Here is a 17,197-nt window from a genome sequence, read left to right as displayed (position 1 = left end):
GGCCGGGTCCCGGGGAACCGGCTGGAACAACAAACCGAAAGGAGCCCGCCTATGGAAGATAGATTGGATCTGCGTTTTCAAGAACTGGAAGATAAACTGAAAAACTTCTCGGAAGAGGAGAAAAACCAGGTGCGGGACGCCTACACCTACGCCCGGGACCACCACAACGGACAGCTGCGCAAGGACGGCTCCCCCTACATCACCCACCCTCTGGAGGTGGCCCATCTGGTGGCGGAGCTGGGGCTGGACGCCGACTCGGTGATGGCCGCCCTGCTCCACGACACCATTGAGGACACCGAGGCCACCCACGAGGAAGTCTCCAAGCGGTTCGGGGTGACGGTGGCCGACCTGGTGGAAGGGGTCACCAAGCTCACCCGGGTGCAGTACACCTCCACCGAGGAGAAGCAGATGGAAAATCTGCGGAAGATGCTCATGGCCATGGCCAAGGACATCCGGGTCATCCTCATCAAGATCTGCGACCGGGTCCACAACATCCGGACCATGGAGTACCAGTCCGAGCGGAAGCAGCGGGAAAAAGCCCTGGAGACCCTGGAGATCTACGCCCCCATCGCCCACCGGCTGGGTATGCAGCGGATGAAGTGGGAGATGGAGGACCGGTCCTTAAAGTTTCTGGACCCGGTGGCCTACAACGAGATCGACCAGGAGCTGGCGCGCCAGGCCCAGGCCCACGCCGCCTTTATGGAGCGCATCCAGAACGAGATCCAGGCCCGCCTGGCCAAGGAGGGCATCAAGGGCACCGTCTACGGCCGGGTGAAGCATGTGTACTCCATCTACCGGAAGATGTACGCCCAGAACAAGAAGCTCAGCGAGATCTTTGACCTGTACGCCTTCCGGGTGATCGTGGACGACATCCCCACCTGCTACGGGGTGCTGGGCTGCATCCACGACATGTACAAGGCTGTGCTGGGCCGGTTCAAGGACTACATCGGCACCCCCAAGCCCAACATGTACCAGTCCCTCCACACCACCGTCATCGGCTCCGAGGGCATCCCCTTCGAGGTGCAGATCCGCACCTGGGAGATGCACCACATGGCCGAGTACGGCGTGGCCGCCCACTGGAAGTATAAGCAGGGTCTGTCCAGCAAGCAGCTGGGCACCGAAGAGACCTTCGCCTGGGTGCGCCGTCTGCTGGAAAACCAGCAGGACACCGAGGCTGAGGAATATATCCGCACCTTGAAGGTGGACCTGTTCGCCGACGAGGTCTTTGTCTTTACTCCCAACGCCGACGTCATCAACCTCCCCGCCGGCGCCACCCCCATTGACTTTGCCTACGCCATCCACTCCGCTGTGGGCAACTCCATGACCGGCGCCAAGGTCAACGGACGCATCGTGGGCTTTGACTACCGGCTCAAGTCGGGCGAGATCGTGGAGGTCATCACCTCCAAGAACGCCAAGGGCCCCAGCCGGGACTGGATGAAGCTGGCCAAGAGCAACCAGGCCCGCACCAAGATCCGCCAGTGGTTCAAGCGGGAGAAGCGGGAGGAGAACGTGGCCACCGGCCGGGCCATGTTCGAGGGCGAGCTCAAGCGCCTGGGCATCACCATTGCCATGATCACCACCGAGCACATGCTGCCCCACGTGCTGGAGAAGGTCCGCTTACACTCCCTGGAGGAGATGTACGCCGCCATCGGCTACGGCGGCGCCTCTGCCCAGAAGTGCGCCAACCGGGTGAGAGAAGAAGTGGTCCACCAGGACCGCCAGCAGGCCGAGCGCCTGGCCGCCGAGCGGGCGGCCCAGGAAGCGGAGAAGGAGGCGGCCAAGGTGGCTGCCGCCCTGGACGGGGGCGTGGCCAAGTCGGGTAACCGCAAGCACTCCGTGTCCGGCGTCATCGTCTCGGGGATGACCGAGTGCATGGTGAAGTTTGCCAAGTGCTGCACCCCCGTGCCCGGAGACGAGATCATCGGCTTTATCACCCGGGGCTACGGCGTGTCCGTCCACCGGGCGGACTGTCCCAACGCCATCTCCAGCCGCCGCCGGCCGGAGGAAGCCGACCGCTGGATCAAGGTCAGCTGGGACGCCGGCAGCCTCAACACCTATAAGACCGCCCTGGAGCTCATCGCCAAGGACCGCCAGGGCCTGGCCATGGACGTGGCAGCGGTGCTGTCCACGGCCAAGATCAACATCCTGGGCATGACAGTAAACGTCCTGCCCGACGGCTACACCAAGATCAATCTGGTGGTCGAAGTCCGCACCCAGAGCGAAGTGACCACCATTATGAATAAACTCAACCAGATCTCCGGGGTCTATCACGTGACCCGGGTCAGCGGCTGAGCATGTTTCACCCCCTTTCCCCAATGGGGGAGAGGGGGTCTTGCAGGCAGACGGCCTGTATAAATCCACCAAGAAACGGGAACACAAAGAGGAGCCGGAGAAAACGGCTCTTTGCCTTTCCCGGGAAAAGTAAGGAAGCGTATCAACTATGGAACACACCTTCCAGCCCCTGCTCTTTGGCGGGGATATCAATGTTTACAGCGTGGCCCGGGCCTTCCATGAGGCCTATGGGGTCAAGTCCATCTGCTACGGCAAGTATGCCTCGGGTCCGGCTTACGGCTCCCACATCATCGACTACCGGGTCTGCGCCCAGAACGAGGACGGGGAGACCTTCCGCCGGAACGTGGAGACCGTGGCCGGGGAGTTCCCCAACAAGACCATCCTGGTCTTGGGCTGCGGAGACAGCTACGTGAAGCTGGCCGCAGAGAATAAGGACCGGTTCCCGGCCAACTGCGTGGCCCCCTACGTCAGCGGGGAGCTCATCAACACCCTCATCAACAAGGAGAAGTTCTACGATCTGTGCGACCAGTACGGCATCGACCATCCGGCCACCTTCATCTACCGCAAGGAGATGGGCCACGACTTCACCCTGCCCTTCGATCCCCCCTATATCTGCAAGCCCTCCAACGGCGTGGCCTACTGGGAGCATCCCTTCCCCGGCAACGAGAAGGTCTTTACCTGTCCCACCCGGGAGAATCTGGAGGAGGTGCTGGACAAGGTCTATGCCTCCGGCTACCCGGACACCATGATCATCCAGGACTTCATCCCCGGGGACGACAGCTATATGCGGGTGCTCACCAACTACTCTGACCGCAACGGCCAGGTGAAGCTCATGTGTCTGGGCCATGTGCTCCTGGAGGAGCACACCCCCCACGGCATCGGCAACCACGCGGTGATCCTCACCGAGGTCAACCGGGAGCTGTGCCAGAAGATGAAGACCTTCCTGGAGGCAATGGGCTATCTGGGCTTCTCCAACTTTGACATCAAGTACGACCAGCGGGACGGCAAGTACAAGGTCTTTGAGATCAACTGCCGCCAGGGCCGGAGCAACTACTACGTCACCGGCGCCGGATACAACATCGCCAAGCTGGTGGTGGAAGACCGGATTGAGGAAAAGGACCTGCCCTTCGTCCTGGGGGACAACCCCAGCCTGTGGCGGGTGGTACCCAAGAAGGTGGCCTTTGACTACATCGTCTCCGACTACCACCAGGAGATGAAGGAGCGGATGCACCAGGGACAGGAGGTTTCCCCCCTGTTTTACAGCAAGGACAAGGCCCTGGGCCGCACCCTGCGCATGAAGAAGAACTATCTGGGCCACTTCAAGAAGTTCAGCCAGTACTACGAGAAGAAGAAGTAACCACTGCCGCGCGCCCCTATGGGGGCAGAAGAGGAAGTGTCCTATGACAGAAAAAGAAGGCATTTTAGGCGTGCTGGGGGGCATGGGTCCCCAGGCCACCAACACCTTTTATCAGCGGATCATTGACCGCACCCAGGCCGAGACCGATCAGGAGCACCTGCGGGTGCTCATTTGGAGCGACGCCAAGATCCCCGACCGGACGGCGGGGATTCTGGGGGGCCGGGAGGAGGAGGTCTTCTCCGCCCTGCTGGCGGATGCCCAGCTGCTGGAGCGGGCAGGCTGCACCGTGCTTGCCATCCCCTGCAACACCTCCCACTACTTTGCCGACCGGCTCCAGGCCCAGCTCCAGGTCCCCATCATCCACATGATCCGGGAGACCGTCCAGGCCATCCAGGCGGCGGGCAAACACCGGGTGGGCATCCTGGCCACCGACGGGACCGTCAAAACCGGCATCTACCAGAAGGAGCTGGAGGCGGCGGGCCTGGAGGCAGTGACCCTGCCCGAGTCCCTGCAGAAGGTGGTCATGTCCATCATTTACGACGAGATCAAGCGGGGGGAGACCGGCTCCCGGGAAAAGTTTGCGGAGGTAGATTCCTACCTGCGCTCTGTGGGGTGCGACTGCGCCATCCTGGGCTGCACGGAGCTGTCGGTATACCGCAGCCTCCACAGCCTGCCCCCTTACTATATTGACGCCATGGAGGTCCTGGCCGAGCAGGCCATCCTCCGCTGCGGCAAGCGCCTGCGGAACATCTGACCGGGGGCGCACCCATTCACACAAGGAAAGGACCGTACGCCATGAACCTGACCCTTTATCCCCTGGGGGATTACATTCAGCTGTTACAGAAGAAAAACCTGCTGCTGGACTTCTCCGGCGCCCCCCTCACCCGGGAGGTCTCCCTGGTGAGCTGTGACTCCCGGACGGTCACCCCCGGCACCCTGTTTATCTGCAAGGGCGCCCACTTTAAGGTAGAGTTTCTCCAGTCGGCCAAGGAGAAGGGCGCCTTCGCCTACCTGGCGGAAAAGCCCTATGACCAGGTGGACCTGCCCTGCCTGCAGGTGTCCGACGTCCGCCTGTCCATGGCTCTGCTGGCCGACTTTTACTACAACCACCCCTCCGCCAAGCTCAGCGTGGTGGGCATCACCGGCACCAAGGGAAAATCCTCCACGGCCTACTACTTAAAGTACATCTTCGACGAGTATCTGGCCGCCAAGAAGCAGACCCCCAGCGGGGTCATCTCCTCCATCGAGACCTTCGACGGGGTAGAGAAGTTTGAGTCCCACCTGACCACCCCGGAGCCCCTGGACCTGGAGCGCCACTTTGCCAACGGTGTCTCCACCGGTATGCGCTACCTCACCATGGAGGTCTCCAGCCAGGCCCTGAAGTACGACCGGGTGAAGAACGTGGAGTTTGCCGCGGCGGTGTTCCTGAACATCGGCATGGACCACATCTCTCCCATTGAGCACCCGGACTTTGAGGACTACTTTGCCTCCAAGCTGCGGATCTTCTCCCAGGCTGCGGCTGCCTGCGTGAACCTGGACTGCGACCACGCCGACCGGGTGCTGGAGGCGGCCCGGAAGAGCTGCCCCCGGATGATCACCTTCTCCCGGAAGGACCCCTCCGCCACCATTTTCGGCTCCCAGGTGCGCAAGGCCGGCGGCGATATCCTCTTCCGGGTAAAGACCCCCCGGTACAACCGGGAGTTCCGCCTGACCATGCCCGGCCTGTTTAACGTGCAGAACGCCCTGGCCGCCCTGGCCGTGTGCGAGGCTCTGGGTATTCCCGAGCAGTACGCCTTTGCCGGCCTTATGAAGGCCCGGGTGCCCGGCCGGATGGAGGTCTATACCAACGCCGACGAAAAGGTATCCGTCATCGTGGACTACGCCCACAACCGGCTGTCCTTTGAGACCCTGTTCCAGTCGGTGAAGGAGGAGTACCCCGGCAAGCGGATCGTCACCGTCTTCGGCTGCCCCGGCTACAAGGCCTATGACCGCCGCCGGGACCTGGGCGAAGTGTCCGGCCAGAACTCCGACCTGGTCATCCTCACCGAGGAGGACCCGGGAGAGGAGCCCATCCAGGATATCTGCCGGGATATCGCTCAGTACGTGGAGCAGGAGGGCTGCGATTACTCCATCGTGCCCGACCGGGGCGAGGCCATCCGTCAGGCCGTGATGGGCTCTCAGGTGCCCACGGTGATTTTGCTCACCGGTAAGGGGGCTGAGACCCGGCAGAAGCGGGGCATTGAGTATATTGACTGCCCCTCTGACGTAGACTATGCCAAGCAGTATCTCCACGAGTACGACGTGCAGCACGGCATGGACGGTATGAGCAAGGTCCGCGCCCTGCTGGATGTGCTGCCCCTGCTGCGCCGGTACGAGGGGAGAACCATTGTGATCAAATACGGCGGCTCCGCTCTGAACGCCGCCTCTACCGACACCATCCTGGAAGACGCCGCTGCCCTGCAGTCCGTGGGCGTTCGGGTGGTGCTGGTCCACGGCGGGGGCAAAGAGATCTCCGCCCTGCTGGATAAGCTCAACGTGGAGAGCCAGTTTGCCGACGGCTATCGGGTCACCAGCCAGCCTGTGCTGGAGGCTGCGGAGATGGCCCTGTCCGCCCGGGTGAACAAGACCATTGTGGGCGCCCTGGAGCGGATCGGCGCCAAGGCCTGCGGTGTCTCCGGCCGGGACGGCGGCCTTATCACCGCCCGTCAGAAGGACAAGAACCTGGGCCAGGTGGGTACCATCACCCGGGTCGACCCCCGGCTGCTGCGCACCCTGCTGGACGGGGGCTATCTGCCCGTGGTGTCTCCCATCGCCCGGGGCGAGGACGGCACGGTGTACAACTGCAACGCCGACGACGCCGCCCGGGCTGTGGCGGAAGCCATGGGAGCAGATAAGCTGGTCTTCCTCACGGATACCGACGGCATTCTGGTGGACAGCCACAACCAGAGCACCCGGATCGCCAAGATGGACGTGAGCCGGGCCAAGGAACTCATTGACAGCGGGCTCATCGCCGGCGGCATGATCCCCAAGACCATGAACTGCATCCACGCCGTGGAGCACGGCGTGGGCGCGGTGACGGTGCTGGACGGCCGGATGGAGCACGCGGTGCTGCTGGAATCCATCTCGGAGAAGTCCCTGGGCACCACCATGGAAAAGAAACGGTAAGGATCTGGAAACGGGTCTTTCCCGACCCTGTGACCCAAAGGAAGGAGAGACCCTATGGTTCAGATGGAAACCCTCCCCAACGGGGTGCGCATTGTGACCGAACGGATGGACACCGTCCGGTCCGCCGCCCGGGGCATCTGGGTGGGCGGCGGCTCCCGGGAGGAGCGTCCGGAGGAGTCCGGAGCAGCCCACTTTATCGAACATATGCTGTTCAAAGGCACCGAGCACCGGTCGGCGGCGGACATCGCCCGCCAGACCGACGCCATCGGCGGCCAGATGAACGCCTTTACCACCAAGGAGTGTACCTGCTTTTACGGACGGGTGCTGGACAGCCACCTGCTCCAGGCCCTGGACATCCTGTGGGATATGGTGTACCACTCCTCCTTCACCCAGGAGGCAGTGGAGACCGAGCGGGGCGTTATCCTGGAAGAGATCGACATGTATGAGGACACCCCCGACGACCTGTGCGCGGAGAAGCTCTTCGGCCAGGTCTTTCAGGGCTCCTCTCTGGCCCGGCCCATTCTGGGTAGCCCCGAGACCTTAAAGACCATGACGGGGAATTCTCTCCGGGCCTACCACCAGCGCCATTACCGGGCAGACAACACCGTGGTGGCCCTGGCGGGGAGCATCCCTCCCCAGGTGCTGGAGGAGATCCGGCGGCGGTTTGCCACCCTCCCCGGGGGAGAGGCGGAACCCCAGCCTCCGGCGGTGTATACCCCCTCCTTCGTGGTGACGGAAAAGCCCATTGAGCAGAATCACCTGACCCTGGCCTTCCCCGGCCTCACCTACCACTCTCCCAAGCGGTTTGCCTTGCAGCTGCTCTCCTCCATCCTGGGGGGCGGGGTCTCCTCCCGCCTGTTCCAGCAGGTGCGGGAGCAGCAGGGCCTGTGCTACACGGTCTACTCCTATGGGGCGGGCCACGAGGACACCGGCGTGTTCTGCATCTACACCGCCCTCAACCGGGAGACTGAGGAAAAAGCCCTCACCACCATCCGCCAGGTGGTGGAGACCTTCCTAAAGGAAGGGCCCACCCCCGAGGAGCTGGAGCGGGCCCGGGAGCAGTCCAAGGCCAACGTGGTCATGGGGCTGGAATCCACCCAGGCCCGGATGAGCCACGCCGGGCGGTCCCTGCTCTTTACCGGGGAGATCCTCTCTCCTGAGCAGATCATCGCCGCCTACGACGGGGTGACCCGTCAGGACGTGATGGAGCTGGCCCAGCAGCTGCTGCGCTGGGACCAGGTATCCCTGTCCGCCGTGGGCCAGGTGCGCACTGTGGAGGAATACAAAGCCCTTCTGTTTTCCTGAGACGTGAAAAAAGGCCCGACGGCAATGCCGTCGGGCCTTTTGTTGTGGGGTTTAATAGGGCTTGCAGAGAATTTCGTGGACCTTGGTGTCCAGCAGATGGGCGGTGTAGCCGGGGGTGAGGACGCAGGCGGTGTCCGCCCCGTGGGCAGAGCCTCCCACCGCCACCACAGGCTTGCCGTAGGAGATGGACCCGTGGTCCAGCGCCATGAGGGCGATCTCTACGCAGACCTTGGTGCCCTGACCCAGCATCCGCAGGGTGGCGGCCATGACCTCCACCGGGGAGACCCCGCCAAACTGGTTGCTGAGCCCCCGCTCTCCCCCGGACAGGGCGTGGGCGGCGGTGACCACCGGGACTCCCTGGGCCACCAGCTGGTCATAGACGTCCTGGGGCATGTCGTTTTCTCCTGGGGCGTGCATCCCGTAGACGTGGCGGACCACCACGATCCGGTGGGGGAAGGCGGTCTCTTTAGCCAGGTCCAGCAGGGTCAGGGCAGTCTGGCCGGAGGAAGAGGCCACCACCAGGTCCAGGCCCCGCTCCTGGGCGCAGTCTAAGGCCAGGCGAAGGGTTTCGGCGGTGTTGGCAGGGCCGGGGGTGTCGTAGATACGCATGGAACGCTCTCCTTTCTCTTACCGCAGCTGCTTTTTCAGCAGGCGGATGTCCTGGCCGAAGAAGGCCATAATAAAGTATTCTCCTTCCAGCCGGGAGGCCACCTGGGGGGAGTACCGCTGGCGGATGCCATCCAGGTTCAGGTTGGAAGAGATGACGGTGTGCTTTTGCTCCACCAGCCGAGTGTTGATGAGCTCGTACAAGGCGGACTGGACGAAGGGAGTGGTGAACTCGCTGCCCAGGTCGTCCAGGATGAGCAGGTCGCAGCGGAGATACCGCTGGGCGTCGGCCTCTGCCTGACGGGCGTCCTCGGCGTTCCGGGCGAACTTCCGGGTCTCAAACCGGGAGAAGATGTTGGCGGCGGTGTCGTACACCACAGAGAAGCCCTTTTCCGCCACCACCCGGGCGATGCAGGCAGAGAGGAAGGTCTTGCCCAGGCCCGGGTTGCCGTTGAGGAAGAGGTTTTTGTGGGGGTAGGAGCCGAAGAGCTCGGCATAGCTGCGGCAGGTGGAGAGAATGATCTCCATGGTCTCCCGGGGGGAGCGTTTGAACTCCGGCCAGGTCTGGCGGTCGTAGTAGTCCAGGCGGAAGGTCTCAAAGGACTGTTCCCCCAGGTTCAGCAGGGAGGAGAGCTCCTGAATCTGCTCCTGACGGCAGAGGGCAGACAGACACCGGCACATGGTCTGACCCTTCCAGCCCCGGTCATTGCACAGGGGGCAGAAGGGCTGGTCGTCCAATGCGTCCGGGGGAAAGCCCCCCTGGGCCAGCAGGGCGGCTTCCTCATCCTGGAGGGCCAGGTTCTCCCGCCGGAGGGCAGCCAGGGCCTCCTCCTGACCCAGCCCCTGTTTCAGGCTGGCGGCCAGGATCCGAGGGGCGGTCTGCCGCAGGGTGCGCTCGATCTCCCGGGTCCGGGGCAGGGCCCGGAAGATTTGTTCCCGCCTGGCCTGCTGCTGGGCCCGGTGGGCCTCCTGCTGCTCCTTCAGGCGGCGCTCCGCCCGGGCGATGATCCCTTCACTGTATGCCATGGGTTATCCCTCCTTGTGTGGGTGTTGCTGGGCTTGCTGCCGGGCAGCCTCCTCCAGCATCCGTCCAATGTCGTCGGAGGGCAGGGGAGCCTGCCCTTTGGCCCGGTTGGGGGCGGGCCGGGTGAAGCCTGCCCGGCGGCGGTCCTCTGCCTGGCGGATCTCCGCTGCGGTGGACAGCCCCTGCTTCTGCCAGCTGAGCAGGATGCCGTTCATATAGCTCCACTGGAACTTGCCCAGCTGGAAGACCGTACGGTCGTGGGCCATGGTGAGGGCCTCGTCGTCGAAGCCCATGGTGATCCAGGCGTCCAGATACTCCGCCTCCCGGTCCACCGGGGCCCGGTCGGGGTGGCCCAGCAGGGCCATGATCTCCATGCCCCGGCTGCTCAGACGGGCCAGGCGGCGGAGGTAGGCGTCGGCGGTCTCCAGAGAGTCCACCCCTGCCTTCTGCCAGCGGAAGGCGGTGCGGCGGATCTGGGTGAGGGTGGGCTTTCGTCCCGGCCCCCGCTTTTTGGCGACCTCCTCCACGCAGTAGCTCACCAGGGTGAGGATGACCTCCGGCGGCATGGCCAGAAAGTCGTAGATCATGTAGAGGGTTTTCAGGTCGCTGGGGGAGAGGACCTTCCCCAGCAGCCGCTCCACCTCGGGCACCAGGGCAGCAAAGCCCCCCTGGGCCAGGGCCACGGTGATGTCCTGGGTGGTGTAGTCCGGGGGCGCGTCCGGCTCCAGCTTCTGGGGGGGCGGGGCCTGGACGGGGGCCTCCGGGTCTGCCAGGTGGAGGGTGAGCAGGGTATGGTGGGCGGCCTCCAGACGGGCCGGGTCCCACTTGAGGGCGGCGGCGTCCCGGCCGGCGAGGAGACACAGATAGAGCAGGGCGGCGTCTGGGCTGCCCGAAGCGATGAGCTTGTCCGCTGCCTTCCGGTGGAAGGAGAGGATGCTCCCGGGGTAAAACAGGTCTTTGGCCATGACGCACCTCCTTGGTTTCCTGATTGAACCTTCATTTTACAGGAAAAACCCGGTTTCGTAAAGGGGGACGAGGGGGCAGGACCTGGGGGAAAGGGGAAAGTCCTCTATGAAACCCTGTCGAATTGTGGTATAATGACGCTGACTTTGCCAAAGGCAACTATAACTCGGATTGGAGGAACAGAATATGGCAAACCGAGTGACCATTGTACTGCATCATCGGGAATATCACATTGTAGCCGAAGAGGACGAGAGCTATATCCAGCAGTGTGCGTCCATTGTAAATAAAGAGCTGGACGAGGCCATGAAGGGCACCACCCTGTCCATCAGCGACGGGGCCATGCTGGCCTGCCTCAACGTAGCGGACAAGTACAGCAAGGAGCGGCAGGTATCGGATAACCTGCGGGCCCAGCTGAAACAGGCCCTGGACGAAAACGCCCGGCTGTCCCGGGAGCTCAGCGAGCTCCGCCGGGAGGCCAAGAAGGCGGAGCGGGCCGCCAAACAGGAGAAGAAGTAAGGAGAGAGCAGCATGGAACTGTTAGCACCGGCCGGGTCCCCGGAGGCCCTGCGCGCGGCGGTCCAGGCGGGGGCGGACGCGGTCTACCTGGGCTTCGGCCCCTTAAACGCCCGGCGGAACGCCAAGAATTTTTCCCGGGAGGAGCTGGAAGAGGGGGTCTCTTACTGCCACCTGCAGGGGACCAGGGTCTACCTTACCCTGAACACCCTGCTCACCGACCGGGAGCTCCCCCTGGCGGCCGAGACCGCCGCCCTGGCCAACGAGATCGGGGTGGACGCCATCCTGGTGCAGGACCTGGGGGTGGCCAAGCTGGTGCGGGAGACCTGCCCGGACATGGAGGTCCACGCCTCCACCCAGATGACCGTCCACAACCTGGACGGCATTCTGGCCTGCGCTGACCTGGGTATGACCCGGGTGGTCCTCTCCCGGGAGCTGCCCCGGAGCGAGATCGAGGGGCTGTGCCGGAAGTCTCCGGTGGAGCTGGAACTCTTCGTCCACGGGGCCCTGTGCATGGCGTACAGCGGCCAGTGCTTCCTGTCTGCCCTCCTGGGCGGCCGCAGCGGCAACCGGGGCCTGTGCGCCCAGCCCTGCCGCCTGGCCTATGGCTGGCCGGGGGAGAAGGGGACCTGTCATCCCCTGTCCCTGAAGGACCTCTCCCTGGCCGGAGAACTGAAGGAACTGGAAGAGATGGGCATTGCCTGTCTGAAAATCGAAGGACGGATGAAGCGGGCGGAGTACGTCTCCGTGGTCACGGGGATCTACGCCGCTGCCCTCCGGGAGGGCCGGGAGCCCCGCCCCCAGGAACTGGCCCAGCTGGAAGCGGCCTTCTCCCGCCAGGGCTTCACCCAGGGCTACTACGCCGACCGGAAGGGACCGGAGATGTTTGGCATCCGCAAGGAGGGGACCCGGGACCCGGAGGACCTCTTTGCCCAGGCCCGGCAGTTTTACGGCCGGGGAGAGCATAAACTCTCCCCCGTGACCCTGTCCGCCACCCTGCGGCAGGGCCAGCCCCTCACCGTTACCGCCCAGGATGACCAGGGGCATACCGTCACCGCCCAGGGGGCGGAGCCCCAGCCTGCCCGCACCCGTCCGGTGACCCGGGAACAGCTGGAACAGCAGCTGCGCAAGACCGGCGGCACCGTGTATCAGGCGGCTGCCCTGGATGTCCAGGCAGAAGAGGGGTTGTCGGTACCCCTGTCCGCGGTGAACGGTTTGCGCCGCCAGGTGCTGGAAGGGCTGGACCAGGCCCGCACCCAGGTCCCGCCCCGGCGGCAGGTGCCCTTCCAGCCCCCTGGGAAGGAGAAGGGCAGCCGGGAGACCCCGGCCTTTTCCCTGTCCTTCCGCCGGTTTTCCCAGCTCTCCCGCAGCTGTCTGGAGGAGGGCCCCAAGCTGGTCTATCTCCCCAGCCAGGAATGGGCAGGCCACGGAGAAGAACTGGCCCGGTGGGTGGAAGCCTTCCCTGAGATTTCCTTTGGGGTGACCTTCCCCCGGGTGGTCTGGGACCGGGAGCTGCCCCGGCTCCGAAAGGAACTGGAGGAAGCGAAGAAAGCAGGGGCCACCCAGGCCCTGCTGGGCCACGTGAGCCAGCTGGCTCTGGCCCGGGAGTTTGGTCTGGTCCCCCGAGGGGACTTTGGCCTGGGACTTCTCAACAGCCTCACCGCCCAGGAGCTGGCGGTGCTGGGCTTTGCCTCGGCCACGGTGTCCTTTGAGGGGAAGTTCGGCCAGATCCGGGACCTGAATAAGCCCCTGGAGACCGAACTTCTGGTGTACGGCCACCTGCCCCTCATGCTCATGGAGAACTGCATCATGAAGAACTGGGGGAAGGGCTGCCACTGCGAGAGCGGCACCCAGATCCTGCGGGACCGGAAGGGCGAGTCCTTCCCGGTGGAGTCTGCCTGGGGCTGCCGCAACGAACTCTTTAACGGCAAGGCCCTGTGGCTGGCGGACAAAAAAGCGGACTGGACCGGACTGGGGGTCACCTATGCCCGGCTGTCCTTCCTGCGGGAGGACGCCCAGACCTGCGCTGCGATCTTCCGGGCCTACCGGAAGGGCGAAGGAGAGGGGCCGGACCAGTTTACCCGAGGCTTATATTACCGCGGGGTAGAGTAAGGGGAAAAGTTGGGGCAGGTCCCCCATTTCGATGGAAACCACGGAGGAAAACCATGAAAATAGTGTTAGCGTCCCAATCCCCCCGGCGGCGGGAGCTGCTGGAGCAGATGGGACTGGAGTTTACAACCAAATCGCCGGAGATCGACGAGAGCGCCTATACCGGGCCCACCGCCCAGGACCTGGTGGAGATCCTCTCCCGGGAGAAGGCCCTGTGGGTGGCCCGAGGGGAGGACCCGGAGACCATCGTCATCGGGGCGGACACGGTGGTGGTGTCGGAGGGGCGGATTCTAGGCAAGCCCCACACCCCCCAGGAGGCGGAGGACATGCTCCTCTCCCTGGCGGGTAAGGACCACCTGGTGTGCACCGGGGTGACCGTCTGCCAGGGGCAGCGGCATACCTCCTTCCGGGAGATCACCCAGGTGACCTTCCGGGCCCTGACGCGGGAAGAGGTGCAGGACTACGTCCGCACCGGAGAGCCCATGGACAAGGCAGGAGCCTATGGCATCCAGGGCTATGGGGCCCTTCTGGTGGAGGGCATCCGGGGGGACTACAACAACGTGGTGGGCCTGCCGGTGCATCGCCTGGGACAAGCCCTTCGTGACTTCGGCGTAGACTGTCTGAAGCTGGCCGCCTGCCGCCCGTAAGGGCAGAGGCCCCGCCGGCGGAAAGGGGGCCCACGTGAAGGAATGGTTCCGGCACAAATGGATGAAAATAGCAGCCGCGGCTCTGTCTCTGAGCCTCACCGCGGCGGCCCTGACGGTGGTTCTGAACGGAACCGCAGGGCCGCTGGGACGATGGGGGGAGACCGTGTCGCGGCCCTTTTTGCGCCTTTTTTCGTCGGTAACCGGGGCGGTGCGCCAGGGGGAGGACTACCTGCGGGGGATCTCTCAGCTGCGGCAGGAGAAGCAGGCCCTGGAGCAGGAGCTGGCCCAGGCCCGGCAGGGCGCCCTGGAAGGGGCGCTGGCCCTGGAGGAGAACGACCGGCTCCGGTCCCTGCTGGGCTTCCAGCAGCGGCGGCGGGATCTGACCCTGACCCCCGCCTGGGTGGTGGCTCGGACCCCGGACAACTGGCAGGGGGAGGTCACCCTGGACCAGGGGGAGAACCAGGGGCTTCGCCCGGGGCAGTGCGTGGTGGACCAGCGGGGGGCGCTGGTGGGCCTCATCAAGGAGGCGGGGCCCTCCTGGAGCAAAGTGACCCTCCTGTGCGACGGCGGCTTTCGGCTTACCGGCCAGGGGATTCGCTCGGGAGAGCTGGGAGAGCTCACCGGGGACCTGACCCTGCTGGCCCGGCAGGAGGGCAAGCTCAGCGGCCTGCCTCTGGACACCCAGGTGCAGCTGGGAGAAGAGGTGGTGACCTACTCGGTGAGCGGCAGCGGTCCCTCGGGCCTCTCGGTGGGAAAGGTGAGCGCCCTGGAGGAGGACCCGGGAGGGCTGAGCATGTCCGCCATCCTCACCCCGTCGGCGGACCTGTCCCGCCTCACCCAGGTGTTTGTGGTGACGGCCTTTCAGGAGGTGCGGTAGATGTCCGGGGGAAAACTATGCCTGCTGGGGCTGGGGGGACTGGCGGTGCAGAGCGTGGTGCTGGGCCGGATCTCCTGGTGGGGCGTGAGCCCCATGCTCTTTCCCGGGCTGGTGTATCTCGCAGGCCGGACCTGGGGAGAGACCTGGGGGGCGGCCTGTGGACTGTTCTGTGGAATCCTATGGTACCTGGCTGGGGGAAACCTATGGCAGATGGTGCTTTTGGCGGTGCTGGGTGGAATGTCCGGGGTAGTTTTCCCCAGAGTGGGTGGATTTTGGGGAAAGTGGCTCTGCTTTCTCCCCCTGCTGGGGGCGTGGGAGGTCTGCCTCATGGCGGGCCACTGGCTCAGCGGCAGCGGCCCCTGGGGCCCGGCGGTGATCGCCGGGCGGGAATGGCTGCTCTCCGGACTCAGTTATCCTCTGGCCTGGGTGCTGGTGTTCCTGGCGGGCCGGACCTGGCACAGACCAGCCCGGCGGAGACGGCGAAGGAAACGGAAATCCCTCTGAGAAAGGACGGAATGGAATATGCGCTGGACGGTAGCAGGGAGTGTATTTTCGGCGGTGCTGGCGGGGTTTTTCCTGCTGCTTTGGAATTTGCAGGTGGTGCAGGGCGCGGCGTACTATGAGAAGTCTCAGCGGAGCATTGCGGAGGTGGTGGAAGTCCCGGCGGCCCGGGGAAAACTCCTGGACCGAAACGGGAAGATCCTGGCCCGGGACCAGGGGGTCTGGACCGCCCAGGTGGAGGAGGACCTCTCCCGGGAGGACCGGGAAGCCCTGGCCGATCTATGCCACCGGGAGGGCATCCTCTGGGACGGACAGGGGACCATCCCGGAGGTCTCGTCCACCTTCATGGCCCGGGAGAGCAGGAGGATCTGCAAGGGGAGCCCTTTGTGCTGGAGGCCCAGAGAGTGGGCAGCGGGACCCTGGCCCCCCATGTGTTGGGCCGGGTGGGACAGATGAGCCCCTCGGAATGGGAGACCTATCGGGAAAAGGGATACGCCATGGACGAGCTGGTGGGGAAGGACGGGGCGGAAGCCGCCTTTGAGTCCCTGCTCCACGGCCAGCCAGGGCGAAAGGTGTTGGAGCGGGACCCCCAGGGCCGGGTCACCGGGGAGAAGTACGCAGAGGTCCCCGTCCCCGGAAAGGACGTGACCCTTACCCTGGACATCGACTTACAGCGGCGGGGGGAAGAGGTGCTCTCTGCCTATCTGGAGGAGCACGCCCAGGGCGCCGGGGGCGCCCTGGTGGCCTTGGACGTCCGGGACGGCGGGGTGCTGGCCATGGTGAGCCAGCCGGGGTATGACCCCTCTGCCTTTTCCGCAGACTACGAGGCCCTGGCGGCAGACCAGCGGCACCCTCTCATGAACCGGGCGGTGCAGGGGCTGTATGCCCCCGGCTCCACCTTTAAGCTGGTGACCGCCGCAGCGGCCCTGGAAGAGGGGTACCTCACCCCGGACACCCAGATTTTAGACACCGGGCGGTACACCTACTATGAGGACCCCCAGCCCCAGTGCTGGCTCTACCGGCAGGAGGGCAAGACCCACGGGCTGGAAACCGTAAGCGAGGCCATTGCGGACTCCTGCAACATCTTCTTTTACGACGCCGGGCGAAGGGTTGGGATCGAGACCCTGGACGCCTACGCCCACGCCCTGGGCCTGGGAGAAAAGACCGGCATCGAGCTGGCAGGGGAAAAAGCCGGGGTGGTGGCCGGGCCGGATTACAGCGCTTCCATCGGGGAGCCCTGGTACGTGGGGAGCGTTCTGTCCGCAGCCATCGGCCAGGAGAACAACCGGTTCACCCCCTTGCAGCTGGCCCATATGGTGTCCACCTTTGTGAGCGGCGGCCAGCGGCGGCAGGTCCATCTGTTCCAGAAAGCGGAGGGGGAACCGCCCTATGAAACCAAAGTCTTAGGGGAGACCGACCTCTCCCCTGAAAACGTGGCAGCGGTGAAGGAAGGGATGCTGGCGGTGACCCAGGAGGGGTCCCTGGCCAAGGCCTTTCAGAACCTGCCGGTGCAGGTGGGGGCCAAGACCGGCTCAGTACAGGTGGCGGGGGAGGAGACCTCCAACGCGGTGCTGGTGTGTTTTGCCCCCTATGAGGACCCGGAGATCGCCCTGGCCATTGCGGTGGAGCAGGGCGGGTCCGGAGCGGAGCTGGGCCAGGCTGCGGCAGAGGTGCTGGGTGCCTGGCTGCAAGAGTGAGACGAAATCAATGCGCGGTCCTTTCCCTGTGGGGGAAGGGCCGCGTAAGCTGTTTTTGGGCAAATTTTTTAGGCGGGGGACTTATAATCCCGGCATAACCGGGCAGGCTATCCATATACTTGGAATGACAAGGGAGCGCAG

15 protein-coding genes are annotated in these 17,197 nt (G+C 64.5%); 12 read left to right on the top strand and 3 right to left on the bottom strand.

What is annotated here, in order from left to right; all coding sequences use genetic code 11:
* Positions 1 to 51: 51 nt before the first annotated feature.
* From SOR61_RS03690 to SOR61_RS03670, 5 genes are all read left to right on the top strand, one after another.
* Complete coding sequence (locus tag SOR61_RS03690; RefSeq protein ID WP_320611341.1) at positions 52 to 2,292, top strand: bifunctional (p)ppGpp synthetase/guanosine-3',5'-bis(diphosphate) 3'-pyrophosphohydrolase; 2,241 nt, start codon at positions 52 to 54, stop codon at positions 2,290 to 2,292.
* 148 nt (positions 2,293 to 2,440) lie between these two features.
* Positions 2,441 to 3,649: an ATP-grasp domain-containing protein gene (locus tag SOR61_RS03685; protein ID WP_320611340.1), complete on the top strand. Its 1,209-nt coding sequence runs from the start codon at positions 2,441 to 2,443 to the stop codon at positions 3,647 to 3,649.
* Positions 3,650 to 3,692: 43 nt separating this feature from the next.
* On the top strand, positions 3,693 to 4,403 hold the full coding sequence (locus tag SOR61_RS03680; RefSeq protein WP_320611339.1) for an amino acid racemase: 711 nt from the start codon (positions 3,693 to 3,695) through the stop codon (positions 4,401 to 4,403).
* 41 nt (positions 4,404 to 4,444) lie between these two features.
* On the top strand, positions 4,445 to 6,814 hold the full coding sequence (gene argB, locus SOR61_RS03675) for an acetylglutamate kinase (RefSeq protein ID WP_320611338.1): 2,370 nt from the start codon (positions 4,445 to 4,447) through the stop codon (positions 6,812 to 6,814).
* Between the two features lie 54 nt (positions 6,815 to 6,868).
* Positions 6,869 to 8,119, top strand: coding sequence for a pitrilysin family protein (locus SOR61_RS03670; protein ID WP_320611337.1), 1,251 nt, complete (start codon positions 6,869 to 6,871; stop codon positions 8,117 to 8,119).
* 51 nt (positions 8,120 to 8,170) lie between these two features.
* Here the strand turns inward: SOR61_RS03670 and SOR61_RS03665 are convergent, their stop codons facing one another.
* From SOR61_RS03665 to SOR61_RS03655, 3 genes are read right to left on the bottom strand one after another with little or no spacing between them, the layout of a single operon-like run.
* Positions 8,171 to 8,728 (bottom strand): pyruvate kinase alpha/beta domain-containing protein, encoded by a 558-nt coding sequence (locus SOR61_RS03665; RefSeq protein WP_320611336.1) that lies wholly within the window; start codon positions 8,726 to 8,728, stop codon positions 8,171 to 8,173.
* An 18-nt stretch (positions 8,729 to 8,746) separates the two neighbouring features.
* Entirely contained in the window at positions 8,747 to 9,751 is a 1,005-nt protein-coding gene (locus tag SOR61_RS03660; protein WP_320611335.1) for an ATP-binding protein, read from the bottom strand.
* A gap of 3 nt (positions 9,752 to 9,754) precedes the next feature.
* On the bottom strand, positions 9,755 to 10,714 hold the full coding sequence (locus SOR61_RS03655) for a DnaD domain protein (RefSeq protein WP_320611334.1): 960 nt from the start codon (positions 10,712 to 10,714) through the stop codon (positions 9,755 to 9,757).
* Positions 10,715 to 10,898: 184 nt separating this feature from the next.
* Between SOR61_RS03655 and SOR61_RS03650 the strand changes: the two genes are divergently transcribed.
* The 7 genes from SOR61_RS03650 to SOR61_RS03620 are packed head-to-tail and all read left to right on the top strand — an operon-like array spanning position 10,899 to position 17,056.
* Positions 10,899 to 11,228, top strand: a complete 330-nt coding sequence (locus tag SOR61_RS03650) for a cell division protein ZapA (protein WP_320611333.1) — start codon at positions 10,899 to 10,901, stop codon at positions 11,226 to 11,228.
* A 12-nt stretch (positions 11,229 to 11,240) separates the two neighbouring features.
* Entirely contained in the window at positions 11,241 to 13,337 is a 2,097-nt protein-coding gene (locus SOR61_RS03645) for a U32 family peptidase (RefSeq protein WP_320611332.1), read from the top strand.
* 53 nt (positions 13,338 to 13,390) lie between these two features.
* A complete protein-coding gene (locus tag SOR61_RS03640; RefSeq protein WP_320611331.1) occupies positions 13,391 to 13,981 on the top strand; it encodes a Maf family protein in 591 nt (196 codons plus the stop codon).
* Between the two features lie 34 nt (positions 13,982 to 14,015).
* The gene (mreC, locus tag SOR61_RS03635) at positions 14,016 to 14,858 is read left to right on the top strand and encodes a rod shape-determining protein MreC (protein ID WP_320611330.1); all 843 of its coding nucleotides are present in this window, start codon (positions 14,016 to 14,018) and stop codon (positions 14,856 to 14,858) included.
* Positions 14,859 to 15,362, top strand: a complete 504-nt coding sequence (locus tag SOR61_RS03630) for a hypothetical protein (RefSeq protein ID WP_320611329.1) — start codon at positions 14,859 to 14,861, stop codon at positions 15,360 to 15,362.
* A gap of 18 nt (positions 15,363 to 15,380) precedes the next feature.
* The gene (locus SOR61_RS03625; RefSeq protein WP_320611328.1) at positions 15,381 to 15,815 is read left to right on the top strand and encodes a hypothetical protein; all 435 of its coding nucleotides are present in this window, start codon (positions 15,381 to 15,383) and stop codon (positions 15,813 to 15,815) included.
* Complete coding sequence (locus SOR61_RS03620) at positions 15,746 to 17,056, top strand: penicillin-binding transpeptidase domain-containing protein (RefSeq protein ID WP_320611327.1); 1,311 nt, start codon at positions 15,746 to 15,748, stop codon at positions 17,054 to 17,056. Before SOR61_RS03625 ends, SOR61_RS03620 begins: the two co-directional genes overlap by 70 nt.
* The last annotated feature ends 141 nt before the right edge of the window (positions 17,057 to 17,197 follow it).

It is taken from the genome of Evtepia sp. (assembly GCF_034090835.1).
Taxonomy (GTDB): domain Bacteria; phylum Bacillota; class Clostridia; order Oscillospirales; family Oscillospiraceae; genus Evtepia.
Note: the sequence above shows the minus strand (reverse complement) of the source record. Positions and strands in the feature narration are given on the sequence as shown.